This window comes from Sphingobium olei (genome assembly GCF_042678845.1).
GTDB lineage: Bacteria > Pseudomonadota > Alphaproteobacteria > Sphingomonadales > Sphingomonadaceae > Sphingobium > Sphingobium olei.
Genome location: NZ_JBHTLS010000103.1, coordinates 1 through 22757, shown reverse-complemented (window position 1 = coordinate 22757; position 22757 = coordinate 1). Strand labels below are relative to the sequence as shown.

General features: G+C 61.7%; 21 protein-coding genes. 14 read left to right on the top strand and 7 right to left on the bottom strand.

The annotated features are described in order from the left end of the window. Positions 1-398 precede the first annotated feature (398 nt). Positions 399-2330, bottom strand: coding sequence for an AMP-binding protein (locus tag ACFQ24_RS06560; protein ID WP_380909858.1), 1932 nt, complete (start codon positions 2328-2330; stop codon positions 399-401). Next, positions 2327-3220: a DMT family transporter gene (locus ACFQ24_RS06555; protein WP_380909856.1), complete on the bottom strand. Its 894-nt coding sequence runs from the start codon at positions 3218-3220 to the stop codon at positions 2327-2329. Before ACFQ24_RS06555 ends, ACFQ24_RS06560 begins: the two co-directional genes overlap by 4 nt. A 195-nt stretch (positions 3221-3415) precedes the next feature. Between ACFQ24_RS06555 and ACFQ24_RS06550 the strand changes: the two genes are divergently transcribed. The 10 genes from ACFQ24_RS06550 to ACFQ24_RS06505 all read left to right on the top strand — a co-directional run bounded on the left by ACFQ24_RS06550 (position 3416) and on the right by ACFQ24_RS06505 (position 14552). Beyond that, on the top strand, positions 3416-4780 hold the full coding sequence (locus ACFQ24_RS06550) for an aromatic ring-hydroxylating oxygenase subunit alpha (protein ID WP_211150139.1): 1365 nt from the start codon (positions 3416-3418) through the stop codon (positions 4778-4780). Then, a complete protein-coding gene (locus ACFQ24_RS06545) occupies positions 4777-5346 on the top strand; it encodes an aromatic-ring-hydroxylating dioxygenase subunit beta (protein WP_380909854.1) in 570 nt (189 codons plus the stop codon). The genes ACFQ24_RS06550 and ACFQ24_RS06545 overlap by 4 nt, the downstream gene beginning before the upstream one ends. 36 nt (positions 5347-5382) lie before the next feature. Then, positions 5383-6480: an NAD(P)-dependent alcohol dehydrogenase gene (locus tag ACFQ24_RS06540; protein ID WP_211150140.1), complete on the top strand. Its 1098-nt coding sequence runs from the start codon at positions 5383-5385 to the stop codon at positions 6478-6480. 106 nt (positions 6481-6586) lie between these two features. Beyond that, positions 6587-9253, top strand: coding sequence for a pyruvate, phosphate dikinase (gene ppdK, locus ACFQ24_RS06535; RefSeq protein WP_380909851.1), 2667 nt, complete (start codon positions 6587-6589; stop codon positions 9251-9253). Between the two features lie 51 nt (positions 9254-9304). Next, positions 9305-10267, top strand: coding sequence for a dihydrodipicolinate synthase family protein (locus ACFQ24_RS06530; RefSeq protein WP_211150142.1), 963 nt, complete (start codon positions 9305-9307; stop codon positions 10265-10267). A gap of 20 nt (positions 10268-10287) precedes the next feature. Then, positions 10288-11301, top strand: coding sequence for a ketopantoate reductase family protein (locus tag ACFQ24_RS06525; RefSeq protein WP_211150143.1), 1014 nt, complete (start codon positions 10288-10290; stop codon positions 11299-11301). A 22-nt stretch (positions 11302-11323) separates the two neighbouring features. Beyond that, complete coding sequence (locus tag ACFQ24_RS06520) at positions 11324-12391, top strand: tartrate dehydrogenase (protein ID WP_380909849.1); 1068 nt, start codon at positions 11324-11326, stop codon at positions 12389-12391. A 38-nt stretch (positions 12392-12429) separates the two neighbouring features. Further along, the gene (locus tag ACFQ24_RS06515; RefSeq protein ID WP_380909847.1) at positions 12430-13752 is read left to right on the top strand and encodes an LLM class flavin-dependent oxidoreductase; all 1323 of its coding nucleotides are present in this window, start codon (positions 12430-12432) and stop codon (positions 13750-13752) included. A gap of 54 nt (positions 13753-13806) precedes the next feature. Continuing rightward, complete coding sequence (locus ACFQ24_RS06510; RefSeq protein WP_380909845.1) at positions 13807-14094, top strand: DUF1330 domain-containing protein; 288 nt, start codon at positions 13807-13809, stop codon at positions 14092-14094. Positions 14095-14120: 26 nt separating this feature from the next. Next, the gene (locus tag ACFQ24_RS06505) at positions 14121-14552 is read left to right on the top strand and encodes a BphX family protein (RefSeq protein ID WP_380909843.1); all 432 of its coding nucleotides are present in this window, start codon (positions 14121-14123) and stop codon (positions 14550-14552) included. A 38-nt stretch (positions 14553-14590) separates the two neighbouring features. On the opposite strand, the gene ACFQ24_RS06500 is transcribed toward ACFQ24_RS06505, so the two are convergent. Both ACFQ24_RS06500 and ACFQ24_RS06495 read right to left on the bottom strand, forming a co-directional pair. Next, complete coding sequence (locus ACFQ24_RS06500) at positions 14591-15301, bottom strand: recombinase family protein (protein WP_429615078.1); 711 nt, start codon at positions 15299-15301, stop codon at positions 14591-14593. Next, positions 15298-15846 carry a hypothetical protein gene (locus ACFQ24_RS06495; RefSeq protein ID WP_380909841.1) on the bottom strand — a complete coding sequence of 183 codons (549 nt, stop codon included), beginning with the start codon at positions 15844-15846 and terminating at the stop codon, positions 15298-15300. The genes ACFQ24_RS06500 and ACFQ24_RS06495 overlap by 4 nt, the downstream gene beginning before the upstream one ends. Before the next feature lie 210 nt (positions 15847-16056). Between ACFQ24_RS06495 and ACFQ24_RS06490 the strand changes: the two genes are divergently transcribed. The 4 genes from ACFQ24_RS06490 (at position 16057) to ACFQ24_RS06475 (ending at position 18896) form a co-directional block, all read left to right on the top strand. Further along, positions 16057-16443, top strand: a complete 387-nt coding sequence (locus ACFQ24_RS06490) for a DUF3768 domain-containing protein (protein WP_380909839.1) — start codon at positions 16057-16059, stop codon at positions 16441-16443. Between the two features lie 126 nt (positions 16444-16569). Further along, entirely contained in the window at positions 16570-16827 is a 258-nt protein-coding gene (locus ACFQ24_RS06485) for a hypothetical protein (RefSeq protein ID WP_133496539.1), read from the top strand. 2 nt (positions 16828-16829) lie between these two features. Continuing rightward, a complete protein-coding gene (locus ACFQ24_RS06480) occupies positions 16830-18119 on the top strand; it encodes a Fic/DOC family protein (protein ID WP_380909837.1) in 1290 nt (429 codons plus the stop codon). Between the two features lie 204 nt (positions 18120-18323). Next, positions 18324-18896, top strand: a complete 573-nt coding sequence (locus tag ACFQ24_RS06475) for a DUF4142 domain-containing protein (RefSeq protein WP_380909835.1) — start codon at positions 18324-18326, stop codon at positions 18894-18896. 128 nt (positions 18897-19024) lie between these two features. Here ACFQ24_RS06475 and ACFQ24_RS06470 read toward each other — a convergent pair whose 3' ends face one another. From ACFQ24_RS06470 to ACFQ24_RS06460, 3 genes are all read right to left on the bottom strand, one after another. Then, positions 19025-20605 carry an ABC1 kinase family protein gene (locus ACFQ24_RS06470; protein ID WP_380909833.1) on the bottom strand — a complete coding sequence of 527 codons (1581 nt, stop codon included), beginning with the start codon at positions 20603-20605 and terminating at the stop codon, positions 19025-19027. Next, on the bottom strand, positions 20602-21354 hold the full coding sequence (locus ACFQ24_RS06465) for a TetR/AcrR family transcriptional regulator (protein ID WP_230588530.1): 753 nt from the start codon (positions 21352-21354) through the stop codon (positions 20602-20604). Before ACFQ24_RS06465 ends, ACFQ24_RS06470 begins: the two co-directional genes overlap by 4 nt. A 110-nt stretch (positions 21355-21464) precedes the next feature. Next, positions 21465-22424 carry an MlaD family protein gene (locus ACFQ24_RS06460; protein ID WP_380909831.1) on the bottom strand — a complete coding sequence of 320 codons (960 nt, stop codon included), beginning with the start codon at positions 22422-22424 and terminating at the stop codon, positions 21465-21467. Positions 22425-22757: the final 333 nt, after the last annotated feature.

The window sequence follows — 22757 nt, the reverse complement described above, 5'->3', positions numbered from 1 at the left end:
CAAATCGGCGCTTCAAATCCTGGGGGGCATGCCCCCCAGGATTTGATCACTCAAATGGCGGCATGAACGACAACCGGGATGAGCTTAATTTAGCCGCCAACCTGTCCAAGAAGGCGAGGCCACCTCAGCTATCGTCTTTTTGTGCGTGTCCATCGCTACATATGTCGTAGAATATTCCATGGCTCGTCTCCCATGCATGAGGATAGGACCTGATCATTGGTCAACCCTCGATACTGCATGCCGGGGACGAGCTACCAACCGCGAACATAGCGTCTCAAATACTTATGGGTAATCGCAAGCCTCACCGGATGGCTACGATCATAACAAAACCCGATCGTACACCATTACGAGAGCGTTCTGACGCTGCCTCTAATCGGTCAAAACGCTCATGATGCGGATCAATCACTTACCCGCTTCAGCGAATGAGGGTCGTTAAATCCCGCTTCTTCCGCAAAAACCGCCGCAAGCTTGGCTGGCGTTTCCGGCTCGTCAATTGTCGCGGGGATATCGAAGGGTTCGCGGTTAACGATCTTACGGAGCAGGCTACGCAAGATCTTGCCAGAACGGGTCTTGGGCAATTGTTCGACGACCAGAACTGCCTTCAGCGCCGCGATAGCCCCCAGTTCGCTGCGCACGGAAAGGACTGAGCGCTCGACAAGGCTCTTGTCCGTCGCATAGCCGGCTTGCGGGGTGACGAAGGCAACCGGCACCATGCCTTTGAGGTCATCGTGCGCACCGACAACGGCGCATTCGGCGACCCCCGGCTGTCGAGCCACGATTTCTTCCATCTGTCCGGTCGAAAGTCGATGACCAGCGATGTTGATGATGTCGTCGGTTCGCCCCATGATGTGCACGAAGCCGTCCCTGTCGCGGAAGCCTGCATCACCGGTTTCGTAGTACCCAGGGAATGTCTCGAAATTCCGGACGAACGTCGCGTCATTGTTCCACAGCGAACGGAAGGTGCCGGGCGGCAGCGGGGTTTCGATAACGACATTGCCGCTTGCCCCGTCGGGCAGAGCAAGTCCATCGTCATCGAGGATGGCGAACTGGTAACCAGGCACCGGAAAGCCAGCGCTGCCAGGCTTGCGGCGCAGGTCCCCCATCGCGAAGCATGAAGCGATGGCCGGCCAGCCAAGCTCGGTCTGCCACCAGTGATCGATCACCGGCAAACCGCTTAACCGCTCCAGCCACGCGATCGTTTCCGGGTCCGCGCGTTCTCCGGCCAGAAACACCGCGCGGCACGCTCCGGTGCCAATCTCCTTCAGGAACCGGGCATCGGGATCTTCCTTGCGGATCGCCCGGATGGCGGTCGGCGCAGTGAAGAAACTCTTGACTTTATGCCGCACGATGGTTCGCCAAAAGGTGCCGGGATCGGGTGTGCCGACGGGCTTGCCTTCGAACAGTACGGTCGTGGCCCCAACTAGCAGCGGGCCATAGACGATGTAGCTATGCCCCACCACCCAACCGACGTCCGAGGCTGCCCAAAACGTGTCCCCTGCCCCGATGCCGTAAATGTTGGCCATCGACCAGGCCAGGGCCACGGCGTGTCCGCCATTGTCGCGCACCACCCCTTTGGGCGTTCCGGTGGTGCCCGAGGTGTAGAGGATGTAGAGCGGCTCGCCGGAGGCGAGAGGAACGCACGGAGGCGCCGGCTGATCCGCGGTCCGGCGCTGCAGATCGTGCCAGTCAATGTCTCGGACGGGCATCAAGTCCGCGGTTAGCTGTTCGCGCTGGACCAGGACGACATGCTCGACCGAGTGGGCGGCAAGGACCAGCGCTTCGTCGACCAACGGCTTGTAGGCAATGGTGCGGCTGCCCTCGATTCCGCACGAAGCGGTGAGCACCAGTTTGGGGGTGGCATCGTCGATCCGCTTGGCCAGTTCGGGTGGGGCGAACCCGCCGAACACAACGGAATGGATCACACCGAGCCGCGCGCAAGCCAGCATCGCGAAAACCGTCTCGGGGATCATCGGCATGTAGAGTATTACCCGATCCCCCTTTTCCGCGCCGAGGCTCGCCAGCATCGCCGCCGTACGTTCGGTTTCGTACAGCAGTTCGCGGTAGGTGTAATGGCGGATGGTTCCGGTTACCGGGCTGTCATAGGCAAGCGCCAGCGCATCGCCGCGTCCGGCCTGGACATGCCGGTCGAGGCAATTGTGGCATGTGTTCAGGATGCCTTCGGGAAACCAGCCCATGCTTTGGTCGTGGGCGCGCGGCGGATTTTCGACCCAGTCGATCGCCTTTGCGGCCTCGAGCCAGAATTGGTCAGGGCGGTTTGCAGCCCACCGCACTGCGCCATCGTAGGCCATCGCCCCGGTCTCATCACTCATGGTTTCCGCTCTCCCCTGTTTTCCGTCTGGCCTGCTGCTGCTCGGCGCGATACGAATATCGCGGCCAAGACAATGGCCGCTCCGACCATGTGATAGGTTTCAAGTCTCTCTCCCAACAGCAGCACCGCCAAGAAAACACCGAACACCGTGGGGAGATTCATGTAGACGCCGACTCTTACTGAACCGATCAGGATTACCGCACGGTTGAAGAAGGCATAGGCAATCAGCGAAGGAAAGATGCCTACATAGAGCACCGCGCCAATCACTTCAATTTGTGGCTTGGCGACCCCGCCGTCGGCCAGGCTCACCAGATAAGGTACAGCCAGCGTTCCCATGCCGACCGCGAACAGCACAGCGAGCAGAGTGATGTGGTGTATGGCGGGCACCTTGCGCAAGAACGTCGCGTAGGCCGAGTACAGGAAGACCCCGGTCAGGGCGAGCAAGTCGCCATGGTTGAGTCCGCCAAGATGCAACGCGAAAGGCTGCCCTCTGGTCACGATCCAGACGACTCCGGTAAGAGACAGCGCCGCACTGGAAACCAGCAGCGGTCTGATCCGCTCCCCGAACAGAATGCTCGGCATGACCAAGGTCATGATCGGCATGGTCGATTGCAGCAGCAGGCTGTTGGTGACTGTGGTGAGTTGCAGGCTCCAGTAAACGATGAAGGCGAACACCCCCACGCCGAACACGCCCAGCACCGCCAGCAGGCGCCAGGAATCGCGCAGGACCCGACGATCGGCCACGACGTGCCGCCAGGCAAAGGGCAGAACGAACAGCAACGCGACCACCCAACGCCAAAAGGCCAGCGCCAGAGGAGAGAGCAAGTCGCGCGCCGCCCGGCCCACGATGGGGTTCAGCGCCCAGAATAGCGAAGCGAGAGAAAGCAGCAAGACTGGTGAGCTCCATACGTAACGAAGGGCCTGCCGCCATCCAGAAGAACCATTGCCAGTACCCATCAGAACGAACGGTCCGTCACTCTCAATCCCACTTGCGTGGCATCGGCTTTTTGCATATCGTACATCGCATTGCCCTTAGTGTACGAATCTGCAGACGACAACCGCAGTTCGTGAAAACCGGAGAGAGCCATGAGCGGCGACACCACACTCGTAGACACTGTCAATGCCAGCCAGTCCCGTCAGGTGTTCTGGGACAGAGACGTTTATGATCTTGAAATAGAGCGGATTTTTTCCCGGGCATGGCTGATGCTCGGCCACAAATCGCTTCTCCCGAAGCCGGGCGACTTCATCACGACTTATATGGCCGAGGACAAGATCATCCTTTCGCACCAGAGCGACGGGACCTTCCGCGCCTTTATCAATTCGTGCACGCACCGCGGCAACCAGATCTGCCACGCCGACAGCGGTAACGCCAAGGCGTTCGTCTGCAATTATCACGGCTGGGTGTACGGGCAGGATGGATCGTTGGTCGATGTCCCACTCGAGTCGCGCTGTTACCACAACAAACTCGATAAGCAAGAGCTGGCGGCGAAGTCTGTTCGGGTCGAAACCTACAAGGGTTTCATTTTCGGTTGCCATGATCCCGAAGCGCCTAGCCTTGAAGACTACCTGGGCGAATTCCGTTTTTATCTCGACACCATCTGGGAAGGAGGGGGCGCTGGGCTGGAACTGCTCGGTCCGCCGATGAAGAGCCTGCTTCACTGCAACTGGAAAGTGCCGGTCGAAAATTTTGTCGGCGACGGATATCATGTCGGATGGACCCATGCGGCGGCGCTTGGTCAGATCGGTGGTCCGTTGGCGGGACTGGCCGGCAACCGCGCGGACATTCCCTTCGACGATCTTGGATTGCAGTTCACGACCCGGCATGGTCATGGCTTTGGGGTGATCGACAACGCGGCGGCTGCGATCCACCGAAAGGGCGACGGCTGGAACAAATATCTTGAGGACACCCGCGGCGAGGTGCGCCGCAAGTTTGGCGCGGATCGCGAACGGCTTTATGTCGGGCACTGGAACGGCGCGATCTTCCCCAATTGCTCGTTCCTGTATGGCACCAACACCTTCAAAATCTGGCATCCACGCGGGCCGCACGAGATTGAAGTATGGACCTATACCATGGTGCCGAGCGATGCCGATCCCGCTACCAAGAGTGCGATACAGCGCGAAGCGACGAGAACATTCGGAACCGCCGGGACGCTGGAAAGCGACGACGGCGAAAACATGTCTTCGGCAACCTACGTGAACCGTGGCGTGATCACGCGTGACGGCATGATGAATTCGACCATGGGCGTCGGCTACGAAGGACCGCATCCGGTTTATCCCGGAATCGTCGGCATCAGCTTCATTGGCGAGACATCCTACCGGGGCTTCTACCGGTTCTGGAAGGAAATGATCGATGCCCCCGATTGGGCGAGCGTGAAGGCAAACGACGACAATTGGGATTCGGTCTTCACGAATCGCAATTTCTGGAACGAAAAGCTCAACGCGGCCGAATGATCGCCAGAGCCGGTCCAAATATCGACAACTACGGAGAGAACATGTCGACCGAACAAGTTCCGGTGACGCCGGATGTGCACTACGCCGTCGAAGCGCACTATCGTGCCGAGGTTAGACTGTTGCAGACCGGGCAGTACCGGGAATGGCTGCACGGAATGGTCGCCGAAGACATCCATTACTGGATGCCGATTTACGAACAGCGCTTCGCAAGGGACCGGCGCCCGGACCCGACGCCGGACGATGCGGCAATTTACAACGACGACTTCGAAGAGCTCAAGCAGCGTGTCGAACGGCTTTATTCAGGTCAGGTCTGGATGGAGGATCCGCCATCCAAAATCCGGTACTTCGTGTCGAATGTCGAAGCCTTTGAAGCCGAAAACGGCGAATTGGACGTCCTGTCGAACATCCTTGTCTACCGCAACCGCCGCCAGACTGAAGTCACGGTGCATACATTGGGGCGTGAAGACAAGTTGCGCCAGGACGGCAATGGTTTCAAGGTCTTCCGGCGAAAACTTATCCTCGATGCGAGAGTCACGCAAGACAAGAATCTGTATTTCTTTTGCTAATAACGCGCGATTTGGCGCAAAGCCGGGAGATTATGCATGGAAGCCTACGCCGCTATCATCGAACGTCAAGGCGGAGAATTCGTCCTCGATAATGTATCGATCGAAGACCCGCGCGATGGTGAGGTGCTGGTAAAGGTTGCTGCGGCGGGCATGTGCCACACCGACCTGACTGTCCGCGACCAGTACTACCCGACCCCGCTGCCGGCTGTACTCGGCCACGAGGGCGCGGGCGTCGTCGAAAAGGTCGGACGCGGGGTTTCCACTGTCAAGCCAGGTGACAAGGTGGTCCTGTCGTTCAGCTACTGCGGCACCTGCCCGTCATGCCTCAAGGGGCATCAGGCCTATTGCCCCAGCCTGTTCCCGCTCAATTTCATGGGCCGCAGGCTCGACGGATCGACCCCGATCACGCGCAACGGCGAGGACGTGAACGCCTGCTTCTTCGGCCAGTCCTCGTTCGCGACCTACTCGATCGCGAGCGAAAACAATTGCGTCAAGGTTGCCGACGACGCGCAGATCGAATTGCTCGGCCCGCTGGGCTGCGGCATCCAGACCGGCGCGGGAGCAATCCTCAATTCGCTGCAACCGGCTCCGGGTTCGTCGATCGCGATCTTCGGCGTCGGCTCGGTCGGTCTCAGCGCGCTGATGGCCGCCAAGTCGTCGGGCTGTCTCAAGATCATCGCGGTCGATCGCAATCCGGCTCGGCTCGAAGTCGCCCGCGAACTCGGCGCAACGGATGTCATCGACGCTTCGACCACCAATGCCCAGGAAGCGATTGTTGCGATGACCGGTGGCGGCACCGACTATGCGATGGATACGACCGCGATCCCGCAAGTGCTGCGTTCGGCGGTCGAAAGCACCCACAACTTGGGGGAAACCGCAGTCGTGGGCGGCGCCAAGCTGGGCACCGAATTTTCGCTTGATATGAACAACATCCTGTTCGGTCGCAAGCTGCGCGGGGTAGTGGAAGGCTCCAGCACGCCGCAGGTGTTCATCCCGCAGCTGATCGCGATGCAGAAGGCCGGCCTGTTCCCATTCGAGAAGCTCTGCTCGTTCTACGATTTCGATCAGATCAACCAGGCTGTCGAAGACACCGAAAAAACTGGCAGCGCGATCAAGGCCATCCTCCGGATGTAAGGACCGTGTTCGCCAGCCGCCTTGCCGCCCGTGTGGCGGCAAGGCGCGGCATGCCCGGGGACATGTTTGGCAAGAGCGGCACATTCCGCGGGGAAACTAGCAGCAAATGAAAACCGTCTACACGTTCGGCCCCGGCATTGCCCATGATGACTCGCGCGCCCGCGACAAGGCGGTAGTGGGCGGCAAAGGCGCCAATCTCGGCGAGATGGCGCGGATCGGGTTGCCTGTCCCACCCGGCTTCACCATCACAACCGAAGAATGCCTTCATTTCCTGCGCGATCGCCACAGCCAGTCCGCGCGCCTCGATGGCGAAGTCAGGTCGGCGCTGACCCATATCGAGCGCACGGTGGGCAAGAGGTTCGGCGATCGGCGCGATCCCTTGCTGGTATCGGTTCGTTCCGGCGCCCGGGTCTCGATGCCGGGCATGATGGACACGATCCTCAACCTGGGCCTCAACGACCAAACGGTGCGTGGCTTGGCTGCTTCGTCTGGCGACGAGCGGTTTGCCTGGGACAGCTATCGCCGCTTCGTCCAGATGTACGCAAGCGTTGTGCTCGGGATCGATCACGCGCGGTTCGAGGACGCGCTGGAAAAGGCCAAGGAAGATCGCGGCGTCTCGCAGGACGTGGACCTGAGCGCCACCGATCTTCGTGACTTGATCGGCGAGTTCTTCGGCATCGTCGAGGCCGAACGCGGCGCTCCCTTTCCGCAGGACGTCGACGAGCAGCTTGCTTCCGCAATCGCTGCTGTATTCGAATCCTGGGAATCCGATCGCGCCAAGGTCTATCGCCGCCTCAACGGCATCCCTGGCGAATGGGGAACGGCGGTCAACGTCCAGGCGATGGTATTCGGCAATCTCGGCGAAACCAGCGCGACGGGCGTCGCCTTCACCCGCAATCCGGCAACCGGGGACAAGGCCTATTACGGAGAATGGCTGGTCAACGCCCAGGGCGAGGATGTGGTCGCCGGGATCCGGACGCCGCAATATCTGACGCTCGCAGCCCGCACGGCCGCCGGTGCCAAGCTGCCGTCGATGGAAGAGGCGATGCCCGCGGTCTTCACGGAGCTCGCCCGCCTGTTCGAGCTGCTCGAGCTGCACTATCAGGACATGCAGGACATCGAATTCACGGTCGAGCGCGGCAAGCTCTATATCCTGCAGACCCGCTCCGGAAAGCGCACGGCCAAAGCCGCGCTGAAGATCGCCGTCGATATGGTCGAGGAAGGCCTGATCGCCGAGGAAGCGGCGATCAGGCGGATCGATCCGGCCTCGCTCGATCAGCTTCTGCATCCCACGATCGATCCCGACGCGCCACGGACCCTGCTGGGATCGGGGCTTCCGGCTTCGCCGGGGGCTGCATCGGGCGCGGTCGTGTTCGACGCCGATACGGCTGCGGTGCGCGCCGAACTGGGTGAAAGCGTCATCCTGGTCCGGCAGGAAACTTCGCCAGACGACATCCATGGCATGCATGTCGCTCGCGGAATTCTGACTGCCAGGGGCGGCATGACCAGCCATGCGGCGGTCGTCGCGCGGGGCATGGGGCGCCCTTGCGTCTCGGGGGCGTCCAGCCTGTCGATCGATTACCAGGCGCGATCAGCGGAGATTGGTGGCGTGCACATCGCCGAAGGTGACCTGATCACGATCGATGGCAGCACCGGCGAGATTTTCCAGGGCGCCCTGCCAACCGTGATGCCTGAGCTTGACCGCGAATTTGCGACGGTGATGGCCTGGGCCGATCGGCATCGCCGCATGAATGTGCGCACCAATGCCGAAACCCCGGCCGATTGCGAAGTCGCCCGCCAGTTCGGAGCGGAAGGCATCGGTCTGTGCCGCACCGAACACATGTTTTTCGACGGCGAACGCATCAACTTCATGCGCCAGATGATCCTGGCCGCGAATGTGGCTGAGCGGCTCGTCGCGCTCGATCTGTTGTTGCCCGAACAGCGTAGCGATTTCGCCCGGATTTTCGAGATCATGCAGGGGCTTCCCGTCACGGTGCGGCTGCTCGATCCCCCACTCCATGAGTTTCTTCCCCATTCCGAATCGGAATTCACCGAGCTGTCCGCCGCCGTCGGCATCGGCGTGGATCAGCTCAGACGCCGGGCCGAGGAATTGGCCGAGTCCAATCCGATGCTCGGCCACCGCGGCTGCCGCCTGGGCGTGGTCTATCCGGAAATCTACGAGATGCAGGCCCGCGCAATCTTCGAAGCGGCCTGCGCGGTGAGCCGGGAGACCGGCCAACCGGTCGTGCCGGAAATCATGATCCCCCTCGTCGGCACGGCCCGCGAACTCGACATGCTCAAGCAGACTGTGATCGGGGTGTCGGAAGCGGTCTTCGCGGAGCAGGGATTGACGGTTGAATTCACCGTCGGGACCATGATCGAATTGCCCCGCGCCGCGCTGGTGGCGGACGAAATCGCCGCGGTTGGCGAGTTCTTCTCGTTCGGCACCAACGATCTTACCCAGACCACGCTGGGAATCAGCCGGGACGATGCCGGACGGTTCCTTGGCAGCTACATCGACAAGGGCATCTATGCCAAGGATCCGTTCGTCAGCATCGATGTCGACGGGGTCGGCAAGCTGATTGCGATGGCTGCCCGGCTGGGCCGTGAGACGCGCGCCGACATCAAGCTGGGGATCTGCGGTGAACACGGTGGCGATCCGGCCTCGATCGCTTTCTGCGACCGGGTCGGCCTCGATTATGTCAGCGCCTCTCCGTTCCGCGTTCCGATCGCGCGCCTTGCCGCTGCCCAATCGGCGCTGGCCGCAACCTAGCTCGGCACATTGCCAACAAGTCAACCAGACAAAGGGTGAAGGAATACTAACATGGACTACGATCGCAAAGACGCCAAGAAGTGGGCCACCGAGACAGTCCGGGGGTTCTACCAGTGCCCGATCACCCCGATGACCGCCGACCACAAGTTCGATATCGACGGGATCCGCTACAACATCGACAAATACGTCGAAATGGGCCTTGATGGCCTGGTTGTCGGCGGCTTCATTGCCGAATGCTGGAACGTCACTCCGTCCGAATGGATGCGCTTTCACGAGATCGTCGCCGAGGCCAACGCCGGGCGGCTCGACCTGTGGACGATCATCCTCGACCCGTCGGTCCACCTCGCGCTCGAAAAGATGCAGTTCGTCGAGAAGCTGGGTTTCAACGGCGCCGAGGTCATCAACCCGGTCGTCCAGCTGCGAACCGACGACGAGATTTTCGCTTGGTTCAAGTATCTGACCGATCGCAGCAATATGGCGGTCTGCCTCTACCGCACCCCGGTTTCGGGCACGGTGCTGAGCTGGAACCTGATGCGCCGCCTGGCCGATCTCGATACCGTGATCGGGGTCAAGCAGGGTGCGCTTAACCGCGCCGAGACGATCAAGATCCGCAGCCTGATGCCCGAAGGCTTCAACACCATGGAGCCGTTCGAATATTTCTTCCTCGAAGACCTCCGGCTGGGCGGGACGGTGTGCTGGGGCGAACTGTCGTTCATGCTCTATGGCAAAAAGCGCCACCTCGCGCGCGACTATATCAACCTCGCCAACCAGGGCAAATGGGAAGAGGCCCGCACCAAGTGGGAAGGCCTGCACGATGTCCGCGAATATTACCATGACCAGTTTGTCTGGGATATTGCGCGCACCGCGACCTATGCTTCGGCACTGGCGAACATCAAGGCGTGGTATGAGGCGATCGGCCTCAAGGCCGGCCCGATCCTGCCTCCGGTTGCCGACGTGACCCCGCAGAAGAAGGAAGAGATCAGAGCCAAGCTCATCGAGCTCGGCATCGCCTGATCGAACGCAGGACACTACCAATGACAAAGCAATTGCATTTCTGCATCCACGGCGCAGGCGGTCTTGGTTCCGTTGTCGGCGGCTTCCTGGCCCGCGGCGGACACAAGGTAACGCTGATTGCGCGCAAACCCCATGTCGAGGCAATCCGTCAGGGCGGTCTGCAAATCGAAGGGGTGCGTGCACAGTTCGTGCAGCGCGACAACCTGTTCGCGGTCGAGACCCCGGCTGAGGTCGAGGACGCGATCGACTATTACATCTTGCTGACCAAGGCGAAGGGCACCGATCAGGCGCTGGCCGATGCGACAGTGCTGGTTGACCGGACAGCCTGCGCCCTCACCTTGCAGAACGGGGTTGGCAAGGAAGGCCGGCTGCAGGCCGCGTTCGGCAAGGACAAGGTGATCGGCGGGTCGATCATGGACGGCGCAACCCTGCTCGAACCCGGCCGCGCGCTCAACCACATGGCCGTCCCGGTAACCGCCTATTTCGGTGAACTGGGAGGCAGGGAAAGCGATCGCACCCGGACCATGGCCGAGGCGCTCGACTCAGCCGGGATGGGGTCCCGCTCGACTGCCGACATCACCCATGTCCATTGGGAAAAACTGGTCCAGGTCGGAAGTGCTTCATCGTGGAGCGCCAGCACCCTGGGCGGCATCAAAGAGCTCGATTTCATCGACGGTGTGGCGGTACGCGAAGGCGCGGCCCAGTATGTCCTGATCGTCAAGGACCTGCTGGCGATCTACAATGCGCTGGGGTACGAACCGCAAAATTTCTTCGCGCCCGTCTCACGGCTCGTCGAGATCAACGGAGAAAGCTTCGACGAAGCGCTCGCCGGGGTGATGGCCATGGTCGGCCGGTTCAAGCCGGAGAATCGCCCGGTGCGGACCTCGATGCACGATGACCTGGTGGCAGGACGGCGCATGGAGGTCGACGAAATTCTGGGACCGCTCGCCGAGGCCGCCGAACGCCTCGGCGTCGATGCGCCGACATTCCTGGGGGCTTACCGGGTCCTCAAGACCCTGAACACCTACCTTTGACCTTTCGGCACGGGAAGCCCGCTTGAACCGCTATACCATAGCCAATATTCCCGGCGACGGCATCGGCCGCGAGGTTCTGCCCGCCGGGGTGCAGGTCTTGTCGGCGGTCGCGCAGCGATGCGGCTTCGCGCTCGAGTTTCGCGACTTCGATTGGAGCTGCGAAACCTATCTCGCCACCGGGAAAATGATGCCGGATGACGGGCTCACCCGGCTTGCCGATCATGACGCAATCTTCCTTGGCGCGGTCGGTTATCCGGGGGTGCCCGATCACGTCTCGCTGTGGGGCCTGCTGCTGCCGATCCGGCGCGAATTCGATCAATATGTCAATCTCCGACCGGTGCGGTTGCTGCCCGGCATTCGCTCGCCGCTGCGCGACAAGAGCACCGGCGATATCGACTTCTGGGTGGTGCGGGAAAATTCGGAAGGCGAATATTCCCAGATCGGCGGCCGCACCGGCACCGGCGAGGATGAAATCGTCATCCAGCAGGCAGTATTCACCCGCCGCGGCACCGACCGGATCCTGCGTTACGCCTTCGATTTCGCGCGCAAGCTTGGCCGGCCGCATGTCACCTCGGCCACCAAGTCGAACGGGCTCTACCATTCGATGCCGTTCTGGGACGAGCGTTTCGCGGCGATCGGCGCGGAATATCCCGGGATCGCCACCGACCAGTACCATATCGACATTCTGGCCGCCCGCTTCGTGATGTCACCCGAACGGTTCGACGTGGTGGTCGGATCCAATCTGTTCGGCGACATCCTGTCCGATCTCGGTCCCGGCGTAACCGGGACGATAGCGGTCGCGCCGTCGGCCAATCTCAATCCGTCGCGGCGCTATCCGTCGATGTTCGAACCGGTGCACGGATCGGCTCCGGACATTGCCGGCCAGGGCATTGCCAATCCGATCGGACAGATCTGGTCGGGGGCGATGATGCTCGACCATCTGGGAGAAGCGGAAGCCGCAGCGATGGTGCTGGCCGCGATCGAAGCGGTCCTGCGCGATCGGCAAGCAGTCCTGACCCCCGATCTGGGCGGCAACGGCAGTACAGCGGTCCTGACCCGCCAAATATTGGAAAAGCTGCAGGGAAGGTGATCCCCGGCAGTCTTCGCGAGCCTGAAGGAACAAAACGCATGAGCCTGCAACGTCAGCTTCACCTCGGCGCGTTCATGCGGCCGGTCAGCATCCATACCGGCGCCTGGCGCTACCCCGGGGCAATCCCGGATGCGAATTTCAACTTCGCCGCGATCCGGCAATTCGCGCGCAAGCTGGAAGCAGGCAAGTTCGACGCCTTTTTCATGGCTGATCATCTCGGGGTCCTGAACATGCCGGTCGAGGCGCTGCGGCGCAGCCACACCGTCACCTCGTTCGAACCCTTCACCCTGCTGTCGGCGCTGGCTGGCGCCACCGAACGGATCGGGCTGGTCGCCACTGCCTCCACCACCTTCGACGAACCCTTTCACGTCGCGCGCCGCTTTGCCTCGCTCGATCACCTCAGCGGCGGGCGGGCCGGCTGGAACGTCGTCACCACGTCCAACCCCGAGAGCGCCAAGAATTTCGGGTTCGAGGTGCAGCCCGATCATTCCGGCCGCTATGGACGCGCGCGCGAATTCTACGACGTCGTGACTGGCCTGTGGGACAGCTTCGCGGAAGACGCCTTCGTCTGCGATGCGGACAGCGGCATCTATTTCAATCCCGCGCGGATGCACGTGCTCGATCACAAGGGCCCGCATTTCTCCGTTCGCGGGCCGCTCAACATTGCCCGCCCTCCGCAAGGCTGGCCGGTCATCTTCCAGGCGGGGGCCTCGGATCCTGGACGCCAACTTGCCGCCGAAACCGCCGAAGTCGTCTTTGCCGCCGGTTCGAATCTTGCCGCCGCCAAGAGCTTTTATTCCGATGTGAAAGGGCGGATGATCCCGATCGGACGCAATCCCGATCATCTCAAGATCCTGCCCGCCGCGCTCGTCGTTGTCGGCGACACGGTCGAGCAGGCCAAGGCCAAGCGCGCTCACCTGGACAGCCTGGTTCACTATGAAAGCGGGATTCACTCGCTGTGCGGCATGCTCGATCACGATGTTTCGGGGTTCGACCCCGATGGCCCCCTCCCCGAAATACCCGATACCAACGCCAGCAAGACCTCTCGTGAAATGCTGGTCACGCAAGCCCGGCAGAACAACCTCACCATCCGCCAGCTCGCCGCGAAAGCCGGCAGCTATGCCGGGCTCGCCTTCGTCGGCACTCCGGCTTCGATCGCCGACGAGATGGAGCAATGGCTGGAGGAGCGCGGTTCGGACGGGTTCGTCGTGATGTTCCCCTATCTGCCGGAGGGGCTCGACGATTTCGTCGATCGGGTCGTGCCCGAATTGCAGCGCCGGGGCATTTTCCGCAAGGACTACCAAGGCACGACCCTGCGCGATCATTTCGGTTTGCCGCGCCCCGGCAATCGATTTTTTTGACGCGGCGAACCGGGAGCCGCCGACCAGACCGGTAACGACACGGAGGGAACAACCATGGCCGCCTATTTCATCGCTTCCGTCACCTCGCACGACGATGGCTGGGTTGCGGACTACCAAGCCAATGTTCCGCCCATGGTTGCGCGGTTCGGCGGCGAACTGATCTGCCGTTCCAACCAGTTCGAACGCTTCGAAGGCGAAGGCGCGGCGCCGCACTACACGGTGATCATCCGCTTCCCCGCGATGGCGGATGTCCAAGCGTTCATGGCCTGCCCCGACTATGCGCCGTTCAAGGCTGCACGGATCGCCGGCGCAACGTCCGACATTTTCGCGGTCGCCGACTGACCGGCGCAGCCTTTGGAGATCGAACCATGCAAGGCCTGCGCATCTTCTTCATCGCCAGCGGAATCTGGTACCTGTGTAATCTGATCCTGCTCTGGCCGCCGGTCTATGCGGGGGCCCTGCCCCTGATCTATCCGGGAATTGATCTGGGCCAGGGCAAGCCGGTGTTCGATCTGCTGCTCGATGCCTGGCTGATCGTCGGGATACAGCTGGCCGCGATCGGTGTTGTCGCCCTGTGGGGCGCGCGGCAGCCGTGGAAATACATCGCGCTGGTCCCGGTGATCGTGCTAACCGAAGCGGTCGGCGCGGCATGGGACATCTACAGCCTGTTGTGCAGCGGCGAGGCGGAATGGGTCGTCTTCACAACGCTGGCGGCTCATGCTGTGATCGTACTCGGAGCCTGGTACACCTGGACTGCGGCGCACCGGGAAAAGGCGCAACAAGGCGCAGTGACCTCATAGGTTGAAAAACGGCCAAGGCGAAGAACGGACGCGGAACGTTATGGAGTTCGCGCGGCGTCTTTGACGGCGAAGTTGTTGACGATGCGACTGATGGTGGCGCGATGGACGCGGGAGAGGCGGGCGATATCGGCTGTCGATCTGCCAGCGGTGAGCATGGTGATGACCTCGGTCTGTTGGTGGGGCGAGAGCTTGGGTTGTCGGCCGCCACTGCGCCCCTGGGCACGCGCCGAGCGCAGGCCAGCCTGCGTTCGTTCGCGCACCATGGCGCGCTCGAACTCGGCGAACGAGCCCAGCATTTGCATCATCATGCGACCGGATGCCGTTGTGCTGTCGATATTTTCGGTCAGCGAGCGGAATCCGGCGCCGGCCTTTTCGACGCGGTCGAGGATAAGCAGCAGATCTTTCAGCGACCGCGACAGCCGGTCAAGTTTCCAGGCTGCGAGAACATCACCGGGCTCGAGACGGTCGAGCAGTCGGTGGAGTTCCGGTCGATCCCAGCGGCCGCCCGAGGCATGTTCTTCGTAGACCCGGGTGCAGCCCGCGGCTTCGAGTGCTTCGATCTGCGGGGCGGTATCCTGGTCTTCGGCCTTGGACACGCGAGCATAGCCGAGCAGCTTGGGTGATGCTGCATTTATCTGTTGCTTTTGCATGTCGTTTGGCAACAGCTTTGTGCGACGAATAGCGCGTTGTTTTTGCTGGACCGGTCTGGATGCTGCGCAAACGACCGTTTGCGCGCGTTCGTTCCTCATGACTGGCATCCGCGATGTCGCGGCTTCAGCCCCGTGCTTCTTTCGGCCAGCCAGTCGATGGCGCCCGGGATGGCCCGCCAGGCGGCGCCGTTTTCCTCGACATAAGCGGTCGCCTCATCCTCTCCGCCCATACTGATGTAGCCGTCGCGAGAAGGAACGAGGCGTTTGAGGCCGGCCAACATGGCAGGCACATGCGAGTTGCTCTCCCAGGCTTCCCGGACAATCGCCGGACCGCGCGGGTCCTGTTCGCGATAGGCTATCAGCGCCAGCGTGTAGGCCCAGGCGGCACTTCCATCTCCTTCATACTGGCGCAGTAGCACCTTCAGCCCAGCGAGATCGTCGCGCTGGAGCAAGGCGCTTGCCAGCAGGTAGCGGATGCCCTGATTGTCATTGGGATTGAGGATCAGCATCGCGCGATAATGGTCGATCGCCGCCTGCTGCTCGCCCGTGAACGGCGCGCCGCTGCGCGCGACAATGCCGTGCGGAGATCTGCACCGCGTATCGTTCACCGCTCGCGCTGCGCGCGATCGGCGCCAGGGGAACACCAAGGGCGCCGCCCTTTCGTTCCCGAACGACAATCGACCGCCCGTGTAATCCGCCAAGCGCGGCGCCCGTCGCGTCGCGCCGGCCGCGCTAGAGCGGCTCGCCCGCGCCAGCGGTAGATTCTCGCTCCCCCTCCCCATCCCGTCCTCGCCGGACAGGCAGGGCCGTGAGGCCCAGCGGCCTTGCGGCCCATGCCAGAAGGAGGATCAGCGATGTATAGCCCCGAACAACTCGACACCATCCGCCGCCTGAATGACGCAGCGCGTCAGAGCCCCGGCGTCACGTCGTGCGCCAACGTCACGCAGGGCTTTCTTGCCCTCCCCAATGTGGATCGCTTCAAGGCCGTATCGGCGATCGTCGGTTTCACCAAGTTCGACGGCGACAACGACCCCTATGGTGAGCATGATTTCGGCGCGGTCTATCGCCTAGCGAGCGGTGAATGGTCGCAAGAGCGGCCGAGCGATGGCACGGCCATTTCCGAGACGGTTTTCTGGAAGGTGGATTACTACGACAACACGCTGGCCTATGGTAGCGAAGCGCCGTGGGATGCGCAGCAGACCACGCGCGTTCTGACGGTCATGCTGGCGAGCGAGTATTAACGGCCCCGATCCGGCGATCCGCGCTCAACCAAGCGCGGATCACGGCGCGCATCCGCCTCGCTCACACATGATTTGTTGAGGAGTCGCCTTGGAAGGCGTAGGGTTAAGAGCAGAAAGGATGACGCGATGGCCCAGATCGATCTTGAGACGTTGCGCGAGCGCATCCGCCAGATGGATTTCCAGCGCGGCACCCCCGAGCAGATCGCACTTTGGCGGGAGGACGTAGCGGAAGCGCGCGCCAACCTCGCGATTGAGGACATGACGCCGACCATCGATGAAGATGCGATGTTCGCGATGATGCTCGACGAGGGCGTGCCGCCTGCCGTCATGCCCTCGATTATCCTCAGCCTCTATCAGCCCGGAACACACCAGATCGCCGCCTGACCTTGGCGAGCGATCCCTACACGTATCCTGGCACCGAGACGCTTCGGAATCGGCTCGGAATCACCGACGACAAGACGCTTATAGAGGCCGAACGGAGACTGACCCAGGCGCGCGGCGCGGAGGCCGCGCGCCTGACCTTTCCAGCGACGGCCGATGGCTATCGGGCCCTCCATAGGCACCTGTTCCAAGACCTCTACGATTGGGCGGGCCAGGATCGCTCCGTTAACATCGCCAAGGGCGGATCGAGCTTCGCCGCCGTCCCCTACCTTGCGCGCGAACTCGACAATCGGTTCGCCGAGGTAGGAGCGCAGAGCGGCTTGCGGGGGCTTCCTCGCGACGAGTTTTTCGATCGGCTCGGCAACCACATCAACGAGATCAACGCCATTCATCCCTTCCGCGAAGGGAACGGGCGCACCATGCGCCACCATGCCGCCCAGCTCGCCCGCGAAGCCGGCCACCCGATCCGCATTGCCGCGATCGACAAGGATCGTTGGATGGAGGCGTCCCGCCACGGCTTTCTCACCGGAGATCATCGCGGCATGGCCGCGGTTCTCTCCGCAGCGGCGGTCAAGCGCGACCTCGCGCCCGAAGCGCGCATCGGCCCCGCAGGGATCGCCATGCTCCCCAAGCGTGCCCCGCCCGAGGGGCAACGCTACCGGGTGACGCTGAACAAGGCGCGCGAGGAGCTGGAACGCTATCTGCCGGCCGCCCGTCAACAGGCGGCCGACCGGCTGCGCGGGCTGATTAAGGAGGGTGCCCCCTCCCCCGCCATCGCCAACGCGCGAACCGAACTCGCCTATGTCCGCCACGCCAAGGGGCCGATCTATCAATCGCACCTTCTCACCTATCTCGGCGTCCGTCAGGTCGATGCCGTCGTGACGCCCCAGCAGACGCCGTTGGAGCGGGTGCGGGAGATCGGGGCGGCGCTCGGCGTCCAGATCAACAACCAGCAGCCGGCGCAGATCCAGCGCGCCGTGCGGTCGCTGGAGCGGCCGATCCTGCCCCCCGGACACTCGCCAGGGCAGGAGCGGCTTGCCGAGCTGTTCCTGAAGAACACGCCGGAAAAGAACCAAGCCGATCCACGCCTCGCGCCCGCCCAGGCGATCGTCGACGCGGCCATGAAGACCGCGCGCGATCGGGGCGAGAGCGCGCGCATGGTCGGGACCACCGGGGAGTCGACGCGCCAGTTCGTCGCAGATCGGATCAAGGCTGGTGGATCGCTGGACGGCGAAATCGGCCGCGCGTCCCCGGCGCAAGCACCGGCGCCGCGCGATAAGGACCGGAGCCGCTGACGGCGTTGGGAGGACGGGTGAGTGGTTGAAGCAAGACCGCTTGTTGAGTTCGGTAACGGAAGCCATCCAATGGCTCGAAGGTTCTGCCTGTATGGCGTAGATCGCATCCTATCGCCAAGCCGATCTACAATGGAACCAACCGGTTTCCTTTTCGTTTGCCGCCCTGATTCACGTTACCGACATAAACCGCCAGAAAGGAAACTGATGAAGATCGTGATCTCCGCCGCGCTGCTTTCTTTGGTGTCGGTTCCGGCTTTTGCCCAAGCAGTTACCCCATCCACGTCAGGAACGATGACCAGCGCGGATGTCGGGGTAGAGCCGATTGCCAGCCAAAGCGGCCCAAACTACGTTCTCGCCGCGTCGGACGCGAACCTCTATAAGATAAAGGCTGCCCAGCTTGCCGCAACGCGCGCGCAGCGGGACGACGTCAAATCCTACGCCAAGCGCGTCCTTGCCGAGGCACAGAGCAGCCAAAAAGCACTGATGGCAGCGCTTAAGAACGATCAGCGCACGATAAAGGCGCCGTCGTCAACCTTGTCGGCTGACCGCGCTGCTCTTCTCAAGTTGTTGCAAAAGGCACCGAAGAGCGCTTTCGACAACCTTTATCTCACCCAGTCGGCGCAGGTGCAACAAGCAGCGTGGGCAATTCACAAGGGATATGCCCAAGACGGCACCGATCCAGCGCTGCAACAGATCGCCGGCACGGCCGTTCCTGTGCTGGAAAACGAACTCACCACCGGCAAGTCGCTCACGCCCTCCGGGCTTGCGGGAAGGTGAACCTAGCTGGGCCGGGTCGACTAGCTCCCGGCGGCCTGGCCCAGCATCTTGGACAAATCTCGGAATATCATAATTTGGTAAAGACTTGCCTATTTTATGAGTTAGCAAATTTAACTAAGTCATAAAAACTATCGGGTCCTAGTCCATGCCAACATGACTACTGCAATTCCCCATGAAATTAGTGATATGTATATTTGCTGACTGAAGAGAACCGCTCCCCCTACGATCAGACTGGCAGCGAGTATATCTCTTTGGGACGACGGCCTCTCCTTGTTCGGTGATGGTGATGACACCTGAACCGGGATAGTACCTGACTTTGCTACTTTCTCCACCAGTCCTATTAAGTCGGGAGAGGCTGCGGCCAAGCGGCCAATTCCTGCGGCCAGGCGGCGCCCACCTTTTTTCAGCTCGGCAGGACTAATTCGCTCGCGCGCAAGCTCGCGGGCGATCGGCATCGCCCTAGCCGCGATATCGAACTCTGGGTCAAGAGTCCGTACCAATCCCTCGGCGGTCAGTAATGTGCGCAGGAGCAAGGCTAGGTCGGGCGGCAATGCCAGACGGTATTGGCGCAGTAACGTGAACACGCGCGAGAATATCTCGGACAGATCAACCTGTTTCAGGACAGCGCCACGAAACTGACCGATCAAAGACTCAAGGTCCCGTTGCAACCCATCCACCTCAACGGTCCGGTCGCCTGACCAGTTTATCAGCACATCCGCGACCGCGCGCGGATTTTCTCCCGCGATGGCTAGGACCAGGGTGACCAGCTCCGAGCGACGGTTTGGAGTCAGCGTTCCGGTGGCGCCGAAGTCGATGAAGGCGATCTTTCGGCTTGGAAGAACGAATACGTTCCCGGGATGAGGATCTGCGTGAAATCGGCCGTGAAAGATGATCATGCGCAATATGGCGTCCGCGTAGGTGCCTGCAATTGCGGCCGCGTCTGTTACCTCGTTTACTGCAATAAGGACGCCGCGCACCGAGACTCCTTCAAGCCGCTCCTGGACGTTGACGCGGCGGCCGACATAGTCCCAAAAGAACTTCGGTGTCCTCACGCCTAGCGTGTCAAGAAATGACCCAATCCCCTCACATGCTGCCGCTTCGGCGCTCAGATCCATTTCTTGAGACAGGCTCTCGGCGAAGAAGCGCAGCAGTTCGTCAATCTTAAGCCGCCGCAGTTCCGGCGAGCGCCGTTCGGCCAGACGCGCAAGTCGTCGTAGCAATCTCAGGTCGGCGTCGACGCGGGTCGCTATTCCCGGGCGGCGCACCTTGACGACAACTTCGGTCCCATCGAAAAGGGCTGCACCGTGCACCTGGGCAATCGACGCCGCGGCGATTGGTTTCGGATCGAAACGCGCGAAAACATCAGCAACGGGCGCCCCGAGAGACGAGACGAGTTCGGGTTCGATCTCGTGGAATGGTACCGCAGGAACTTGATCCTGTAATGTCGATAGCGCACTCACCCAGTCCGGCCCCAGAAGATCGCCACGTGTGGCGAGAAGCTGGCCCAGCTTTATTGCGACCGGACCTAGATCGCGAAGAAGTGCGACTACTCTTGTGGGTGCGTCGGGCTCGACCGGCCATGTCGGCGGACCGCTCGCCAAGCCGACGCGTGAGGCGAGGCCACCGAGTCCGTGACGTGCGAAGATTCGCGCGAGCTCTCCAAATCTTTCCCGCTCACTCAACGGAATGTCATCTGCGACCTCGGTCATTGCATACTCTCGGTTCCGAGTGCGGGAGGTAGACAGCCAATAATAAAAAGCTCGATGCCCCGTCTCACTCGGGCGCGGGCATTTTCGTCATAGGCTGGAGGGGCGAGGCCGAGCGCCGCGCGGCGCATCGGTGCGACGACCACGAGGGTCACGAACTGTTCAGCGGCGAAAACGGGATCCGGTAGATCGAGTTCACCCTTGGCGGCAGCAGCCCCGAGAATGCTCGCCACCCACTGAGCGGCGCGCTGAAAGCCGAACTCGTGAATGTTGGCGGCAAGCGCAGGAAAGCGCACGGCCTGCGCGATCACGACACGCTCCATTGAAGCGATGCGTGGCGTAAGCAGCCACTCGAGAAGCACATCGGCGATCGACTGCAGCCTGTCCACGACAGCAAGATCCGCATCGACGGCCGGCTCCAGTGCCCGAAGTTGCGTGTCAATCTCGTCGAGGATCACAGCTTCGAACATACGCGCTTTGCTGCCGAACCTGGCGTAAAGGGTCCGCTTCGAGATCTTTGCACGCTCGGCGATCATGTCAGCGCTCGCGCCGTCAAAGCCATGTTCGAAGAACATTTCACGAGCGCTTTGCAGGATATGGGAGGTCAGTCGGATCGCTGCCTCTGTCGTTGGCCTGCCAGTCCTACCGCCCCGCTTGCCGCTTCCTCGCCCCTTCATTTCAATCTCGCCTCCGCGATGCCTGATAGTCGCTGAAGCTGAAATCTGCGACCGGTTGCCAAGATGCACCACCATGTCCTGCTCATGCGCTCACGGCCACCGCCTTATTCAATTTTGGGAGGGACCTGAATACAATCGGGGGCGGTCCCGAGGATGAGCGTCCCTCGTACCACGAAACGCTGGCGCTAGCGCGATGGTGGTGGCGACTGTTGTGCTGAATTATAATCGGGCAACTTTGGCGCCCCGAACAGCTGGAGTCCTTCGCGATCAACGCGTTCGACCTGGTCGCCGAGGCGCTGTGTAGTGGATCGCGCCGAGCGAACGGACTCTGTAACCACACGACTTCGGCCTTCGAGGGCGCGAACGGCCGGGCGCAGAGACTCCACGTCGCCACGAAAATCTTCCGCCGCGCGCCGAGCGCTGCGCAGCTTGTCATCGATTCCAAGGCTGGCATCGCGACGCGCTTCCAGCTTGGCGCGGATGCGGGCGGCGCGCTCGCCGACACCCGCGATCGAGTTGCCTACCCCGAGCATTCCGTCTCCCGCGCCGGCTATCCCGTCAGCCAGTCGAGCCGCCTTGGTAGGCCAAACCGCCGTCTTGGCGCTCAGTTCGGCCAGTCGCTCGCGGGTCCGCTGCTGCCCCTTCTCATCAAGATCGGCCGAAATGTTATCGACCGAGCGGCTGATCTTTTCGATCAGCGCGACCGGGTCACCGCCTGAACCAAGAAGCCCGCCCTTCTTTTCAGGAATGACCGGAAGGGGCTCACTATTGGTTGCCGCGATTGGCGACGCCCCCCTCTGTCCGCCGTCCAGGATGATGGTTGCGTCCCCGCCAATGAAGGACCTTGAAATCTGCGCCTTGACGCCTTCTACGATCGGTATCTCAGGGTTGAGACGGACGGTAACAAGCACGGTCGAAGGGTCTTGGCCGTCGAATCGTACGGCTGTTACCAGGCCCGCGGAAACGCCAGCATAGGTGACGGGCGACCCGTTTTTGACGCCTGTCACGCTGTTCTTGAAGCGGATCAGATACTCTCGACCATCAGGATTCCTGGCCGCGAGAAGCCAGAACGCAAACGCGAACAGAGCGACGGCAATGGCACCGATCACCGAGAACACCAGCAGGCGGTTCGAGCGAGTCTCCATAGCCTTGACCAACCACTAAGTGCGGCACATGGATATGTAAACCTAACGGTTCCGTTTTCTTTTTTACGCTCTTGACTGGACGGGGACTGGTTGGAACGCTCATTTGTGAATGCTGGAGGTGAGATCACCGTGCCGGAGGACGCCAATGCCACGGGCATCATCATTCCGTGGGGCGCAGAGCTGGGTTTCCGTCTCCTTTCGGTGGGCGATGTGAATCGGCGTGCAAAAAGGACCCCGTTAGCGGGGTGATCGGCGTCTAAAAGGGACCCCTCATTTCGATAGCTTAAACAGCCGTCTGGATGTTCAGGCGGCGAGATCGGGATGTTGGTTTTG